At 48.4% G+C, this 14,643-nt stretch carries 14 protein-coding genes and 2 pseudogenes; 7 read left to right on the forward strand and 9 right to left on the reverse strand.

All coding sequences use genetic code 11. From position 1 onward, the window contains the following. A pseudogene (locus HMPREF1144_RS07225) lies at positions 1-566 on the reverse strand (HrgA protein); the annotation flags it as partial. 207 nt (positions 567-773) lie between these two features. Between HMPREF1144_RS07225 and HMPREF1144_RS07230 the strand changes: the two are divergent. Then, a complete protein-coding gene (locus HMPREF1144_RS07230; protein ID WP_009652363.1) occupies positions 774-1,646 on the forward strand; it encodes a phosphorothioated DNA-binding restriction endonuclease in 873 nt (290 codons plus the stop codon). 434 nt (positions 1,647-2,080) lie between these two features. Here the strand turns inward: HMPREF1144_RS07230 and HMPREF1144_RS07235 are convergent, their stop codons facing one another. Next, a complete protein-coding gene (locus tag HMPREF1144_RS07235; RefSeq protein ID WP_042927197.1) occupies positions 2,081-2,656 on the reverse strand; it encodes a putative toxin-antitoxin system toxin component, PIN family in 576 nt (191 codons plus the stop codon). Continuing rightward, on the reverse strand, positions 2,656-3,117 hold the full coding sequence (locus HMPREF1144_RS07240) for a helix-turn-helix domain-containing protein (protein ID WP_042927199.1): 462 nt from the start codon (positions 3,115-3,117) through the stop codon (positions 2,656-2,658). The genes HMPREF1144_RS07235 and HMPREF1144_RS07240 overlap by 1 nt, the downstream gene beginning before the upstream one ends. A gap of 188 nt (positions 3,118-3,305) precedes the next feature. Here HMPREF1144_RS07240 and HMPREF1144_RS07245 point away from each other — a divergent pair, with 188 nt between their 5' ends. Beyond that, positions 3,306-3,704, forward strand: a complete 399-nt coding sequence (locus HMPREF1144_RS07245; RefSeq protein ID WP_343505261.1) for a phosphorothioated DNA-binding restriction endonuclease — start codon at positions 3,306-3,308, stop codon at positions 3,702-3,704. A 38-nt stretch (positions 3,705-3,742) separates the two neighbouring features. Here HMPREF1144_RS07245 and glgS read toward each other — a convergent pair whose 3' ends face one another. Further along, positions 3,743-3,949, reverse strand: coding sequence for a cell surface composition regulator GlgS (gene glgS / locus HMPREF1144_RS07250; protein WP_227500426.1), 207 nt, complete (start codon positions 3,947-3,949; stop codon positions 3,743-3,745). Between the two features lie 327 nt (positions 3,950-4,276). Between glgS and HMPREF1144_RS07255 the strand changes: the two genes are divergently transcribed. The 3 genes from HMPREF1144_RS07255 (at position 4,277) to HMPREF1144_RS07265 (ending at position 5,973) form a co-directional block, all read left to right on the forward strand. After that, positions 4,277-4,567: a hypothetical protein gene (locus HMPREF1144_RS07255; RefSeq protein ID WP_009652355.1), complete on the forward strand. Its 291-nt coding sequence runs from the start codon at positions 4,277-4,279 to the stop codon at positions 4,565-4,567. Positions 4,568-4,631: 64 nt separating this feature from the next. Continuing rightward, positions 4,632-5,537 (forward strand): ArdC family protein, encoded by a 906-nt coding sequence (locus tag HMPREF1144_RS07260; protein ID WP_009652290.1) that lies wholly within the window; start codon positions 4,632-4,634, stop codon positions 5,535-5,537. 64 nt (positions 5,538-5,601) lie between these two features. Then, positions 5,602-5,973, forward strand: a complete 372-nt coding sequence (locus HMPREF1144_RS07265; RefSeq protein WP_009652327.1) for a hypothetical protein — start codon at positions 5,602-5,604, stop codon at positions 5,971-5,973. An 80-nt stretch (positions 5,974-6,053) separates the two neighbouring features. Here the strand turns inward: HMPREF1144_RS07265 and HMPREF1144_RS07270 are convergent, their stop codons facing one another. Beyond that, entirely contained in the window at positions 6,054-6,506 is a 453-nt protein-coding gene (locus tag HMPREF1144_RS07270) for a hypothetical protein (protein WP_049106853.1), read from the reverse strand. Between the two features lie 190 nt (positions 6,507-6,696). Here HMPREF1144_RS07270 and mobH point away from each other — a divergent pair, with 190 nt between their 5' ends. Both mobH and HMPREF1144_RS07280 read left to right on the forward strand, forming a co-directional pair. Continuing rightward, on the forward strand, positions 6,697-8,292 hold the full coding sequence (mobH, locus tag HMPREF1144_RS07275) for a MobH family relaxase (protein WP_009652351.1): 1,596 nt from the start codon (positions 6,697-6,699) through the stop codon (positions 8,290-8,292). 171 nt (positions 8,293-8,463) lie between these two features. After that, positions 8,464-8,928, forward strand: a complete 465-nt coding sequence (locus HMPREF1144_RS07280) for a GNAT family N-acetyltransferase (RefSeq protein WP_009652345.1) — start codon at positions 8,464-8,466, stop codon at positions 8,926-8,928. A 5-nt stretch (positions 8,929-8,933) separates the two neighbouring features. Here HMPREF1144_RS07280 and HMPREF1144_RS07285 read toward each other — a convergent pair whose 3' ends face one another. The 4 genes and pseudogenes from HMPREF1144_RS07285 to HMPREF1144_RS07300 all read right to left on the reverse strand — a co-directional run. Further along, on the reverse strand, positions 8,934-9,200 hold the full coding sequence (locus HMPREF1144_RS07285) for a hypothetical protein (protein ID WP_042927201.1): 267 nt from the start codon (positions 9,198-9,200) through the stop codon (positions 8,934-8,936). Positions 9,201-10,123: 923 nt separating this feature from the next. Then, positions 10,124-10,894: a hypothetical protein gene (locus HMPREF1144_RS07290; RefSeq protein WP_157214906.1), complete on the reverse strand. Its 771-nt coding sequence runs from the start codon at positions 10,892-10,894 to the stop codon at positions 10,124-10,126. Then, complete coding sequence (locus tag HMPREF1144_RS07295; protein WP_009652337.1) at positions 10,891-11,970, reverse strand: hypothetical protein; 1,080 nt, start codon at positions 11,968-11,970, stop codon at positions 10,891-10,893. The genes HMPREF1144_RS07290 and HMPREF1144_RS07295 overlap by 4 nt, the downstream gene beginning before the upstream one ends. 1,058 nt (positions 11,971-13,028) lie before the next feature. Further along, positions 13,029-14,273: pseudogene (locus HMPREF1144_RS07300) on the reverse strand (tyrosine-type recombinase/integrase); the annotation flags it as partial. Between the last annotated feature and the right edge of the window lie 370 nt (positions 14,274-14,643).

Here is a 14,643-nt window from a genome sequence, read left to right on the forward strand (position 1 = left end):
TCAAAAGACCACAGCCGTGTCAAACGCCCTTCACTATGGCGAACACAGTTTTGCACCACATCATCCCACTCTTTATCAAGAGGCTCCAATGCGACAATATCGGGATAAAGCCAATGGTTGCCACCCAACCCTTTGTTGTTGCTTGAACGCTTTTCGTCAATACGACGGCACAATAGCCCTTCTTCCTGCGAAAGATAATCAATCAGGATCGGATACAACGAATGCTCGGTAAAGCTAACAGTTTCAACTGTTGGTTCGGGGGCTACATTATTAGCATCCGCCTGCTCAACCACAGACTCCCCCCAATAAAACAACCGTGGTCTTGGCTTATCACGCGTCATCACCTGCGGACACATAGCTTTCGCTTTAACAGTTCGACTGCCACCAACCTCAGCGGTGATTTGGCTTAAAAAATCCTCATCGCTGACAAAACGTGGATTTTTACGTTTTTCAGCGAGTTCTGCGCTGTAGTGATCGATGATTTTCTGCGCCAGTTGGCGAGCAGTGAACTGCTGGCCGGGATTAGCCTGTAACACGTTGATTATCATCTGGGGGCGACTGGTCATATGCCTTCCTGCGTTTGTACGCACGGCTTTGCGTATCGGCTTTTAAGCGATGCGTGGTTTACAACTCCTGTGGATGCAGTTTACCTTTCAGAGTTACAGACATAAAGCATCGATTTCATTCTCATCAACGTGACGAACCACAATTGAATTTCACCGCTTTTGCGAGCATGATCGCAATAACATCAGCCTGTTACCCGGTTTATTCTTATGATCTCTCCAGAAACGCTGCAATCCGCCATCGCTAACGTCTCTGTCTGGCGTCAGGGCGAGGTATGCGCGCCGCATAAACCGCTGCTGCTGTTGTACGTACTGTCGCAGTACAAAGCAGGCCATCCACGCCTGTTTAACTACGGCCTGGAAATCCACGAACCGCTTACTTGCCTGCTGAAAGAGTTTGGCCCCAAGCGACGCACCGACTATCCCAATATGCCATTCTGGCGGCTGCGAACAGACGGCTTCTGGGAGATCGCTCACGCAGAAGGTTGCAAACCGCGCAAGGGCAATACTCAGCCGACAAAGAAAGAACTGATTGATAACCAGGTGGCGGGCGGCTTCGATGAGGCGGCTTACCAGCAATTGCTGGCCCACCCTGAGATGATCGACCAACTGGCCCAGAAGATCCTCACCGATCGCTTCCCGGAAAGTATTCAGCGGATCCTGGCCAACCAACTGGGATTCGATTTTATCGATCGCTCCAGGAACCGCGATCCGCGTTTCAGGGATATCGTTCTTCGCGCTTACCACTCACGGTGCGCGTTCTGTGGTTACGATCTCAGACTTGATGGCGCGCTGGTTGGTATTGAAGCGGCGCATATTCACTGGAAAGCGTACGGTGGTCCGTGCGTGGTAAACAATGGCCTGGCGCTCTGTACGTTGCACCATGACGCATTTGATATGGGGGCATTCGGGCTGGATGAGAGTATGACCATCCGCATCTCCGGCGGCGTCAGTCGTAGTCCGGTGGTAGACCATCTGTTCTGGCACCGGGACGGCCAGCAGTTATTCCTCCCTTATGACAAAACGCAGTGGCCTGCTGAACAGTATGTCGGCTGGCACCGTAAACAGATTTTCAAAGCCTGAGACCGCGAGCTTCACAGGTATCATCGATTATATGCTTTATCCCCTTTAGAGGATAAATTGCCTCTAACCTCTATAGCGGATAAATCCTGTACATCAGTCTGGATTTTAGAATAATAAGTCCCAACTCTCGCCCAGAGAAACCAGATTCTTGATTATTATTGATACCGTAATAGTCTGTACGAAGTTTGATCCGCAATCAGAGCCATTAAGTTGCCACTTTCCCGGTGACGTCGTCTTTATCGTCCGCTCCCTATCATCCCCCGCGGACAGCGCTTAGCGCTTGATAGATCCTCATCGCTGTAACAATCGGTCGCGTGTGTGGGGGAAAACGAGATAGCATGAGTAAGGGTAGGTTAAGACGTAATAATGCGTGCCACTCTGTTCAGGGGCATTACGTAAGAGTTGTTCCCTTAAGACAAGGGAGAGAGCAAGGCTTATAAAATAGCCTTGTATTTCTCTAATGCTTTCACGGTCATAGGTAGCCCCTGCCGTAACAACGCTTCTAGATACTCATCCACACTCTTGGGCGGTTTCTTCATGTTAGCGCGTTGCTCTGCAACAGCCTGCAGCGCTAATGCGTGGTTTAAGTCAAACAGATCTGAAATAAACTCATCCGGATGAAGAGCTTCAACATCAAATTCTGCGATGCATTCCCTTGGAAAATCTTTCAGATTAGCCGTAACAATCACTTCTGCATTACATCGCACTGCAGCTGCAACAACATGGCGATCATCTAGATCAGGCAACTCGATGCTAGCGATCAAGTTTTCATAACCCGTGACCATTGCATCTGGTATAGCCTCGTTCATCAGTTGATCTGTGCGCTTTACTTGCTCTGGAGTTAAATCACTCCGATCATGAAGCAAATTGCGCTGCCATTCATCCTGAATTTCAGCAGTCCATTTTGGCTGGTATAATCCTTTTAGCCCCAAACGCATCAAGAGATCCCGCAGTAGCGATGGGTACAGTACACATGCGTCTAAAACTACGGGATATGGAGAGTGGTTCATTAGTACAGTCCTAGATCCTGGCTAAGGTCGGACAACTCCTGCATGGCTTTCTGGCTTTTCTGATCACGTAACTCTTTATACTTCATCAGATCAGCAAAAAGTACGCGGCGATGGCGACCCGTTTTATGGAATGGCAGCTCGCCGTCTTCCAAAAGTTTCACCATATGGGGCCGTGAAACATTCAGAATATTGGCTGCTTCCTGCGTTGTTAATTCAGCATGTACCGGAACAACTTGTACTGCGTTACCCGCAGCCAACTCACCCAAGATGGCCATTAGCAACGTCAGGGAGGATGTTGGTAATTCAATCTGGTGAGATACATTGTCTGCATCCTGAATAGAAATTTTTTGTGTTTCAAGCTTGGTTGACAGGTAGGTTGCAAGTTCTCTCTGTCCACGGACTGCCGCCTCAATTTCCTTAGGAGCTGGTAGGCTCAAGCTGTCAAGAAATGAGTTTGTCATAGTATTCTCTAAAGTTGGTCGAGTTAAGTTAAATAGTATTCAATATCAATGATATATGTTATTACGGGTTTAGTTTTAAACTTTCAAATCACACTGTTAATTACGGGTTTAGATAGTCATTACGGGTTTATGTTTTAGCGGTTGTCACTCAAGCAAGTAAAGAGTAGTCGAAATAAACGAAAAACGCAATAAACGAAACAAACAAAATAAACGAAACTCGCATCAGAGGGATCGTACTTTGCGCCTATCATTCCCGATGTGCTTTCTGCGGCTATGATCTGCGGATGGATGGGGCGCTGATTGGCATTGAAGCAGTACATATTCACTGGAAAGCCTACGGTGGCCCGAGCGTGGTAAACAATGGCCTGGCGCTCTGTACATTACACCATGACGCGTTTGATATGGGGGCGTTTGGGCTGGATGAGAGTATAACCATCCGCATCTCCGGCGGCGTCAGTCGCAGTCCGGTGGTAGACCATCTGTTCTGGCAGCGGGACGGCCAGCAGTTATTCCTCCCTTATGACAAAACGCAGTGGCCTGCTGAACAGTATGTCGGCTGGCACCGTAAACAGATTTTCAAAGCCTGAAAAAACGCAACGGGCCGTTAAGCCCGTTGTTCGTTATATCACCGCAGTTCTATCACTCTCGCCCGCTCAGCCTGCTCTCGGTAGTGGGCGTATCGCTCCCGGAACCATGCTTGCTGTTCATCACTCATATTGCCGGTCACGGCGTCGATATCCACTGGCTGGCCCAGGGCGTGCATACGGGCAAAACTGCGCGCCAGAAAATCAAAATTCTTCAATGCGTTTATATCTTGTTGGTTCATTAGCATATCCCTCCAGTCATTGTGATTACTGTTCAAGGTCATATGCTTTTCTGATTTCAGTATCCGCCTGAAAAAGATCGTTTTTTGAGCGATGCGTGCGCATCAATCTGCCTGCGTTCACATTTCAGGAACGATAAAACTCTTCAGCCCCGGTAATGATTTTCCCCTCCCTTTTATCATCCGCGCAGAAAACACTACCGTCAGCCATGCAGTAAGTTCGCCATGTATCCGGAAGATGCGAACGGCGCAGATGCGCAGGATACACGAACCATTCCATCCCGCAGGGAAACGCCCTGCGAAGGGTGTTCCCTGCTCATTTACAGGAGAAACACCATGTCGCTTTTCGATAAAAAACCGTCGTTAATGCCGGTGGTTATCGCCCCTGATGTCTGGCAATCCTCTGTGGAATTTCCCGCCGACCCGCAGCAGGTGGAAGAACGGCTGGGCAATCTGTTGCTCGCCGTACTGCTGACCCTGCGCACCGCCGGGGCATCCCGCAAGAAAGTCACCTTTACGATCTACTGCCAGCCGCCGCAGGGCGATATGAAAGTCCCTGTCGCATTACCGCTGTCGCTCAACTATCACGGCCACTATGTGCAGGTCTCGATGGCTGAACAGGCATAACCTCTCCCCGCCGGAGTCGCCTCCGGACGGAGGTAGCTCCGGCTTCTTCCATGAGGATCGCACAATGGACAGAAGCAACGATATCTACCAGAAAGTCACCGACCAGATTATTGCTGAGCTGGAAAACGGCAATGTGCCGTGGATCCGCCCGTGGCGCGATGGCGAGCCGCCGTTCCCGATCAATGCGTTATCCGGTCGTCCGTATCACGGCATCAACGTGCCGCTGTTGTGGAACAGCGCCGACAAGCAAAGTTTTGCCAGCGACCGCTGGCTGACGTTCCATCAGGTCAGCGCGCTCGGCGGGCAAGTGCGCCGGGGCGAGAAATCCTCTCTGGCGGTGTTGTATCTGCCGCGCACGCAGGAAGAGACCGACGCTCTCGGTCAGCCATTGCTTGATGAAAACGGCGAGCCGCAGATACGGCATTTCGGGATCATCCGCGAGTTCCGGTTGTTTAACCTGTCGCAGTGCGACGGCCTGCCGCAGTCGCTGTCTGAGCCGTTTACCCGGCCCGCAGAGCCTGTGGAGATGGCCGAAACCATTGCGAAGAATAGCGGCGTGACGCTGCGCCATCGCCGCCAGTCGAAAGCGTATTACAAACCCGCGACCGACCTGGTGATGATGCCGCACCCGCAGCAGTTTGAAAGCAGCGAGGCGTACTACGCCACGCTGTTGCATGAACTGACGCACGCTACCGGACACGCTTCACGCCTCAACCGCCCCGGTATTGCCGGAGCGGAACGCACCGAAGCGCTCTACGCCGCTGAAGAATTAGTGGCGGAGATGGGGAGCGCCTTCCTGTGCGCCCATTGCGGCATTCAGGGCAGGCTCCAGCACGCCAGCTATATCGGCTACTGGCTGGATATCCTGCGCCAGGACAAGCGGGCAATGATCCGCGCCAGCGGTATGGCGCGCCACGCCAGTGAATGGCTGCTCAACGCTGTACCACAACCCTGTCAGCTTAGCGCCTGACAGCCCACTCGCACGGGGAGTCTTCCCCGTCGGGGAGTTGCTCCCCTTTTTTCTGGAGTGATATATGGGACTCGATCTCTTCTTTTTCGAACGGGCAAAAAACGCGCCCGATGAAAGCCAGTACGCCAGAGTGGGTTATTTCCGCAAGGTGAACCCGTTACTCAAATGGGTGGATAAACACGTTGGGCTGGTGCGCAACCAGGTGCTGTTAGAAGTCACAAAAGCACATTTGCAGGCGCTTCTGAGCGACCTGCAGAGCCTGACGCCGGATAACTGCGGCGCGGTTTATCCGACGATTGACGGCTTTTTCTATGGGTATACCGATTATGGAGAACACTACTGGAAAGACGTTCGCGCCGTCACCCACTGGGTGAAGGAGACGCTGGAGACGTTTGATTTTGAGCGAGACAGGCTGATGTTTTATGCCTGGTGGTAATTTTAAAGTGGCCGACAAAACGTCGGTCACTTTTTTCATTTCATACTCGGTCGGAGAAAAATAATATGCCCTGACTAAGTCTATTCAGCACCATTAATGAGTTGCCATGCTTCAGCTTCCGCCGCCTGAATTACATTGGCCGGATAGTGCGATAGCATCTCCTCCGGCATCTTGCCTGCCAATAAATCATTTGAGGTAGCAAACCACTCGGCTATGCCCCATGGTGTTTTCACCTTTGTCAGAATATCCAGAATCGATTTCATCACCGGTAATGGCCGCAAGTTTTCATCTAACGCATAACCAGGAAATGCCTCCCCTACACCATTTTTATGTACCGAGAAAATACAGCCCTCGCGTTTCCACTTAGCAAACTGTTCAGGAGTAAAATCCGTCAGCAGGGATATTTCATCTGCTGTCAGCCAGCCCTGTGCAACCAATTGCCCTCTGGCCTGCGCCAGTGCTTCCTCATCAATCAAAGTGCACAAATTACCTGCTATTTTTCCATCCAACGCTGTGTGGTTCACTCGCACCATAACATTGGCCTCACCAATCGCATTATTTCAGCCACCAGTACCATATTGAACAAAATTTGTCCGTTGAGATAAGCACAATATTTAACTGTTCCTGGCTGACAAAAAAACCTGTTACACACAAAAGGCCCAAAGGGAGAAACTGCAAAGGAAGGGCAACAAGGGCAAAGGGGCCTGCCCGGAAAGGGGAAATATGCTGAAGTGGCTACAAAGATCATCCCAAAGCCAGCCACCTGCGCCAGACGCTGCTCTGCCGGAGGGCTGGTTTGCGCCACTATCCGCAGAACAGTTGCTGGCGACGCCGCTACGCCAGTCCTGTTTGCACCAGTTACGGCAAATGACCCCCCTGCCGGATCCCCTGTTTGAAAGCTGGATCCTCGCGGCGATTCACCGCTTCGCCGCACTGGTGCAACTGCTACCCGCTTCCCAAAGTCATCACCACTCCATTCCCGGCGGGCTACTGGATCATTCGCTGGAGGTTGCCTGCAACGCCATCCGGCTACGCCAGGGTTATCTGCTGCCACCAGAAGCGGGCGCGGAAGAACAAGCCCGGCAGGCCAGTGCATGGACGGTCGCGGTGGTCTGCGCAGCATTGCTGCACGATACGGGAAAAATCGCCGTGGATATGGCGATTCATCAACGTGATAGCGCGCACTGGCATCCGTGGCAAGGGAATCTGGCGCAGCCTTATCGCTGGCAGTACCAGAGCCACGGTCGCGACTATCATCTGCATCCGGCGGCTGGCGCAATGTTGATTAATCAGTTGCTACCCTCGCCATTACTGGACTGGCTGGCCGGATACCCGGCGGCTTTTGCGTCCCTGATTTATCAGCTCACCGGACACTACGAACGGGCTGGCGCGCTGGCTGAACTGATACAGCAGGCCGATAAAGCCTCTGTCGCCCGATACCTTGGCGGCAATATCAAAACCGCGCTGGCGCAAAAGCCCTCGTCCTTCCCACAGCAGCTTCTTACAGCCTTACGGTCGCTGGTACAGAACGAGTACCGGCTCAATAATCCCGAATGCGGATCCGATGGCTGGCTGACGGAGGATGCGCTGTGGCTTATCAGCAAAACCACCGCCGACCGGGTCCGCGCCTGGCTGCTCCAGCATGGCGTAGCCAGCGTACCGGAAAACAATAACCGCCTGTTTGACGAACTGCTGACGCATCAACTTATTGTTGCCAACGAAGATAAAGCGATTTGGCGCTGCATTATCCGATCGGATAAAGGCTGGTCGCCCGTTGAACCGCTGACGCTACTGCGCCTGACGCCGTCTGTAATCTGGGGGCAGGATGATCAACGTCCGGCCTGTTTCGATGGTGATGTGACGCCGATAATTGAAGCCGAACCCGCCCCTGAACTTAGCGCACCGACTCAACCGTTACCGGAGATAGCAGACGACCCGAGGCTTGGTGACAATAACAATTTCCTGCAGTGGCTGAAGAACCACACTAGTCCTTCAACCACGGTGAATACCCGGAACGGCAAGGTACATGTGGTGGAAAACCATCTTTTCTTGATTTCGCCGGGGATCTTTAAGATATACGCATCAGAAACCACTGGAGACACCGGCGACGGCTGGAAGCTGGCACAGCGAATGTTTCAGGAGTCAGGGCTGGCCCTGCGCTGTAATGATGACAGTTTTATCTGGACCTGCGAGGTTTGCGCACCACAAAAGAAAAATAGTCAGTTGAAAGGGTTTCTGATGGAGGCTCCTGGGCGGGTGCTTGGAGAGATAATACCGGTGAATAACCCGTGGCTGAAGCTGGTTCCCGCAATGGAATAACCATGATGCCCTCATAGGGTCTTCGCTGCCCCTTGCAAAACTGTATGCACAACGGCCAAAAGCGCAATAACACCAGAGCGAGCGTAATAATTATTTCGTATTATTTAATTTACGAGGATTAAATTAGGTTAGCAGTACGAATAAACACTAAAAGCACCATTAACTAATCCAATGATATTAATAGAAAAATCTGCCCCCGACACGCCAGAGTCTTTGTATCTTATCGAAATGCTATCCGCGACGCTGGCTGAGATAACTGGCGATAGCGGAAAGACCAACTTTAACATCGATACCATGAAATCTGATCGAGCGCTGTGGGTAGTGGCAAAAGATGAAAATGGCGAGGCAATCGGTTGTGGGGCGATCCGGCCAATATCTGAAAATATTGCTGAATTGAAAAGAATGTTTTCCGTCAATAAAGCATCCGGAACAGGCACAGCATTGCTCCGGTATCTTGAAGGTGAAGCAAAGTCGCTTGGATATAACGAAATCAGGCTAGAAACCCGTAAAGTTAATACCCACGCAGTTGCTTTTTATGTAAAGCATAACTATCAGCGCATCGCTAACTATGGCCCGTATGTGGGTAAAGATGAGGCAGTTTGCTTCTCAAAGCACTTATCTCTCAAGGAGATTTGAAAGCATCAGTGCAGCGGCAGCGTAACGTAGCGGCAAAGAAACCGCGCCTCATTCTGGTTGTCCAGACGTACCTGAAAGATATCGTGTGTATCCTGCGCGGATGCATCCTCACGCCACGCCAGCAGACCCCGTTGGTTCATGCGGATAATAATCTGATCGGGCGTTTCGCCCTGATTCAATGCTTCGACTACCTGTTGCAGGGGAAGTGGTAGCGTCTGAGCAGGCCACATCACTTCAACGCTCACGAGCTGGCGGTGTGTCCGGGGTAACATCGGTAGTTTCCTCCATGGCTAGAGTTTAGCGGTTAATTAGCCATGAAATAGGGGCATTTTTCACGTTTGCAAGCGTTGCCAAGATACCTCGCCATCGTTTCAAAAGACTACTTAAGCTTGTCAAACATTCGTATCATCTAAAGGTCGGTACGCCTAAAGAAAAGCCATGGATAGAGGAGTGATTGTAAAACATGTTGGTGGAGAAGAAGTCTCTTAATGGGCTAATCCAGAAAGCCTGCGTCAAGCCATCGAGGATATGTCGATAAAAAGCATTTTTTAACATATACCCAAAACATGTTTATGACATCTACACGTTTCTGCTATACGTCGATAAAACACGTTTTTTTAAACATATGGGTAGGCTCCCGTAAATTTCTTGCCTGTATTAACACGGATGTGATAAGGCGTGTTTATAGTCCAAGACTATTCATGTCTGACACCCAACTTTTCTCAACTCATCAGAAGGTAAATCAGCATCTCTTTGAAGGCAGACTTACTTCTCACTCATAGCAGATCTATTCATCTCTTTCAGACCGTTTTGTGCCTAGCGCATAATTTGCTAAATCAATCTATATCACTCAATGGGGAGCAAGTCATCAAGACATACACTATATTATGTGTCGCTGCCGTCCGGCGCAGTATCAGATCTAGCGTGATGTTTTCCGATACCCAAAAGCAAGGATCCGGCTGAATGATTTCACGGAGAAAGCCGCTCTAATAAATCTTTTCGATGACACACTGCTCAGGGCGAAAAGTGCCGCACTGATGGAAGTGCTGGATGTACTAAATTAGGAAATGGTAATGGTTTATGGAACAGAGAATCAGCAAAGGCTGGAAGATGAATAGTGAAACGTTGTCTCCAGCCTATAATACGAAATAGAACGACTTATCCATCTCAATGGTTAAATAACAAATTACCTTAATTATTTAGTAACATTGTTTTCGATAAAGTGGATCGCATTTTCTACGTCATCTTGAGAAACCGTGATATGCTTATATATATCAGATTCTTTAAATCTCTGTTTTGAATATTGCAGGCTATCAAAGATTACACTAGGATAAATATATTGCTTATCCTCAATAATACCAACGATACTTAAAATATCAGCAGCATGTTTCCATACTGTAATTTCATTTTCTACTATACCTTTTTCAAACAACTCTTGATTTGCATGCCATGCAATCGATTTAAGCCCCAATAAACATTCTAAATTAACTGTGCTAACATCATCAATTGATATTTTAGAACCCCGTATAAAACTATATATATCATCATCCAGAAGGATTGCTGATAAATTTGAAATATTACCATCAACTTGTATTGGTGTAATATGAGGCTTAGATGACTTAGAAGTATCAAAATAATCAGGTTTCCTAGTGAACAATTCTATTTGCTTAGGTAAATCACTTTTAACATTATCTTCTGGTAAAACAAATCGATAAGATGACCCTCCGGTATTACTTCCATTATATGTCCTCCCGATATAATCATGCTCTGATAAATAAGCTCTCAAATGTTCATAAAATTTCTGATTATCACCTTCAATAATCAGGACGACATCTAAATCTACCGTTGCCCTGAAAGAAGAACCCTCCTCTTTAAAATTTAATGCACAAGCATTACCACCGATCAATATATAGTCATCTTGGTAATCGCGCATATAATCAGATAAAAATCCAAAATCAACCATCATGTATTCCTTTCATTACCAGATAGATTTAAAGATATTTTTTTCTCAAGCTCTTGATAAGATGCTCTTACTCTAACATCAAATTTATTAAACCTTGAAAGAGCAAGAAAAACATCATTTAAACAATTGTTTATAATAACCGGCTCATATGGAAAAACCTGAACAAGCGCTTCACCGTCGGAGTAATAGCTTTCAATACCGATGTTATTACTACTATCTCCCAATAATCCAATAGCTTTGAACAATGATTCACCTTCAATTGTAGCGGGTGAAATAGTTCGAAGATACCGTTCGTTCGAACTTAGATAAATCCCCAATTGTTCTTTGTTCGGTGGTGATAAATCAGAATAATTACTAAGAGCAGTTTCGCCGGAGGCGAAGTACTTTCTATTATGTAGACCATCCACAGAAACGGGAATGAAACCAGTTGATAGTGGGGTTATTCTGTACCTGTAAATATTCCATATATCATATTTACTAATAATAAACCTATAGGACTTATACCTATCTTTACCATCTTGAATTATCAGTCCATTACTCTGTAACTCACGTAAGGCCCTTGATATAGCCATTTTAGATACATCGAAAATGCTCATAATATCAAAACTATTAAACCAATCGTCATAATAACCTGATAAGTAATAACTTATTATATACGATGGAATAACACCAAATGGCTTTTCATTATCGACAATAGTATTTTCAAGTTCGAAAGGCTTAGCCTTTTTCTTGATAAACATTGAAGGTATCGAAAGAAACTCGCCAGGTATAATATATCCTGCAAGAAAATCGCCTAGTTCTTTTCTCGTTTTATACTTTAGATTTCTTGCTACAAGAACAATTGGATAACCCAGCCTTGCATGTAGTCTTTTGAAATGGATTTGGCTATTAACACTTAGAACTTCATCATTTTGGATAGTTATAAACAGGAAGGGGTTCCCCTCTATTAGAACTGTATAAGCATGTGCTTTATTCTTTAATTGAAAAGGAAGAATATCGCTAATGTCATCCTTTATGGATGCATTGATAAAAAATTCGTGCTCAATAAAGTAAACCGCATCAGAAATTATCTGGTTCATGATACCCCCCCCAAACTGTTTAGAACATAGTAACGCATATGCGTTACCAACACAAACAAGAACCAAATCAAAACTTAATTAATTGATTTTTAACGACATTTAAGTAACGCATGCTTTTCGTTAAATTCAAAATCACAGATCAAGCTCTTGTGGATACGTTACCAATAAAGGTCACGATAAAGTAATCACCTTAATGGTGCTAAACCGCTGCTATTGCGTAACGCTAAAGTCAGGAGATACACAATATTACTTGTATTTTCGTTGATGAACGCCCGGTCAAAGAGCAGAACATTTGCAGCCGAAGCTCCAGCGAACGCATCACTATGCTTCAGGCCATGCACGGGTGTGTGCGAGTATGCCGATGCCAAACGCACAGGGGAAAAATTACAGAGGGGCGGCGTAATTGCCGCCACAAAGCGGTATTTGTTCGTACCAGTCCGTTTTCTAATGAATAGTATGCAGCAACAACTGTCGGAAGCTAATGTTGGCCACCTATGATACGCGTGATATTGTTGCCTCAGTCGTTGGGCGATGGTGCAGATCTGCCGTGATGGTTTTCGGTATCATAAGGCCGGAATCATATAGAATGATTTCCTCGAGAAAGCTGGTCAGATAAACCTCTTCGACGACGCCCACGACTCCACCTCATCCTGCGCCGCTAGCAGTACCAACTCTGACTTTGATACCAGCAGATCTTTCGGCCTCCCTCCGCGCAACCTGCGATTGGCCGAGCCAAACCAGATAGCCAGCCCCCACGGTGTTTTACGCTCCTTAAACAGTGAAAGAATCAAACGGACAACCTTGAGAGGCCGCATTTTCTCATCCAGAACATAATCCGGGTACAAATCCTCCCCGTCGACCTTCAGCGAGAATATCTTCCCGGCGGCTTTCCAGCCTTTCGGGCCTGCCTCAGGATCGGCAGAACGGAAACCCGCTTTTGCCGATAACTCAGACGCCGTCAGCCATTCCGAGTCGGCCAGTATTCTGGCTTTCAGCTCCTCTAGCTGCCGGTCATTACGCTCCTGGAAGCTCATATGGTCGAGTGTGCCTCCCGGCGACTTTTTAAAGCCATACGGCACCACATGCCTGAACCGGTTTGCATCCAGATAATCCGCCCACCACTGCATCATCTCCCGGCGCTCTTCGAGATGCTGCGCCTTATGGATATACGCCGCACGCACGCGCTTGCGCTCCTGATGGCTCATCTGGCGCTCTACCGCGTCGCTTGACCACAGGCCTGACTCCACCAGCGCGCTACAGGCCATAGTGCGAAAACCGTGGCCGCAGACGTCTTTCTGGGTGTCGTAGCCCATCACCCGCAGCGCTTTGTTGATGGTGTTTTCGCTCATCGGTTTGCGGTAATTGTGATCGCCGGGGAACACCAGCTCAGTTCCCGGTCTGCAATGCTGCCGCACCTCGTGCAGCAGTTCGATGGCCTGACGCGACAATGGGACCAAGTGTGGGGAGTGCATCTTCGCCCCACGCGCTGAATATTTAACGCCGGGGATCGGCTCACGCTCGGCGGGGATGGTCCACATGGCGTTACGCAGGTCAATTTCATCCCAGCGGGCAAAGCGCAGTTCGCTGGAGCGGATAAACAGCAGCAGCGCCAGCTTTACCGTCAGTTGAGTCAGTTGACGGCCTTTGTAATCATCGATTCTATCCAGGAAATCAGGGATAAGATTCAGATCCAACGCCGGGTGATGACGAACTTTGGGCGTAGAGACCGCGCCGGTTAAATCTGATGCAGGGTTATGATCGATAATGCCGTTCTGCACCGCATAGCGCATCACGCAGGCGGTACGTTGCTGGAGACGAGAAGCAACATCCAGTTTGCCCGCTTTCTCCACCTCCTTGATGGGCACCAGCAGATCTTTGACCTTCATTTTGGTGATGTCACAGCTGCCGTTCGTGGGGAACACATAAAGCTCGAAGTAACGCAGCACCCGCTTCTTATGTTCCGCCGACCAGTTTACGTTACTGGTGACCCATTCGCGTGCCACAGACTCAAACGTATGTTCCGGCGTTATAGCAAGGCGTTCAGCCTTTCGGTGTGCGCTCGGATCGATGCCGGAAATCAGCAGTAATTGGGCCTCTTCACGCATGCGTCTTGCCTGTGCAAGCGTCAAAAGCGGATAAGGGCCTAAAGCGAGCTTTTTCTCTTTGTTTACAAAGCGGTACTTGATGTACCAGCGTTTTGAACCGTTAGGGTTAACCAGCAGGTAAAGTCCATGCGAGTCACTGAGCTTGTACGGCTTGCCACAAGGCTTGGCGTGGACTATAGCGCGATCTGTTAGTGCCATTTGGGGGCCTCACTATTATCGAACTACGTCTAAGCCCCCAATTTGGCCCCCAAATCGTGTGGATGTCAATGGATGAAAAATGACCAACACGGAAAGACCGCAAAATAAAAATGGTTATTACCGAAAAATAAATTACCTTTGAATTACAGACGGATATGGACGAATTTGGACGAAAATGGACACAAAAAAAGCCACCCTTAGGTAGCTAATTATTGCATCACTTGGTGCCGAAGGCCGGACTCGAACCGGCACGTATCTCTACGGTTGATTTTGAATCAACTGCGTCTAACAAGTCATTGATTATCATCACTAACTTGTTACGCACCTACGGTTCGTACAGCCAATTTCGCCAACAGATTGCCCCAGCAAA

Origin of the sequence: Klebsiella sp. OBRC7, from assembly GCF_000293135.1 — a bacterium.
In the GTDB taxonomy this organism is placed as follows: domain Bacteria; phylum Pseudomonadota; class Gammaproteobacteria; order Enterobacterales; family Enterobacteriaceae; genus Klebsiella; species Klebsiella michiganensis.

Coding starts and splice junctions, on each gene's coding strand:
- HMPREF1144_RS07230 (WP_009652363.1), top strand. CDS start 774: ATGATCTCTCCAGAAACGCTGCAATCCGCCATCGCTAACGTCTCTGTC.
- HMPREF1144_RS07260 (WP_009652290.1), top strand. CDS start 4,632: ATGGACAGAAGCAACGATATCTACCAGAAAGTCACCGACCAGATTATT.
- mobH (WP_009652351.1), top strand. CDS start 6,697: ATGCTGAAGTGGCTACAAAGATCATCCCAAAGCCAGCCACCTGCGCCA.
- HMPREF1144_RS07285 (WP_042927201.1), bottom strand. CDS start 9,200: ATGTTACCCCGGACACACCGCCAGCTCGTGAGCGTTGAAGTGATGTGG.
- HMPREF1144_RS07270 (WP_049106853.1), bottom strand. CDS start 6,506: ATGGTGCGAGTGAACCACACAGCGTTGGATGGAAAAATAGCAGGTAAT.
- HMPREF1144_RS07280 (WP_009652345.1), top strand. CDS start 8,464: ATGATATTAATAGAAAAATCTGCCCCCGACACGCCAGAGTCTTTGTAT.
- HMPREF1144_RS07255 (WP_009652355.1), top strand. CDS start 4,277: ATGTCGCTTTTCGATAAAAAACCGTCGTTAATGCCGGTGGTTATCGCC.
- glgS (WP_227500426.1), bottom strand. CDS start 3,949: ATGCTAATGAACCAACAAGATATAAACGCATTGAAGAATTTTGATTTT.
- HMPREF1144_RS07290 (WP_157214906.1), bottom strand. CDS start 10,894: ATGATGGTTGATTTTGGATTTTTATCTGATTATATGCGCGATTACCAA.
- HMPREF1144_RS07265 (WP_009652327.1), top strand. CDS start 5,602: ATGGGACTCGATCTCTTCTTTTTCGAACGGGCAAAAAACGCGCCCGAT.
- HMPREF1144_RS07240 (WP_042927199.1), bottom strand. CDS start 3,117: ATGACAAACTCATTTCTTGACAGCTTGAGCCTACCAGCTCCTAAGGAA.
- HMPREF1144_RS07235 (WP_042927197.1), bottom strand. CDS start 2,656: ATGAACCACTCTCCATATCCCGTAGTTTTAGACGCATGTGTACTGTAC.
- HMPREF1144_RS07295 (WP_009652337.1), bottom strand. CDS start 11,970: ATGAACCAGATAATTTCTGATGCGGTTTACTTTATTGAGCACGAATTT.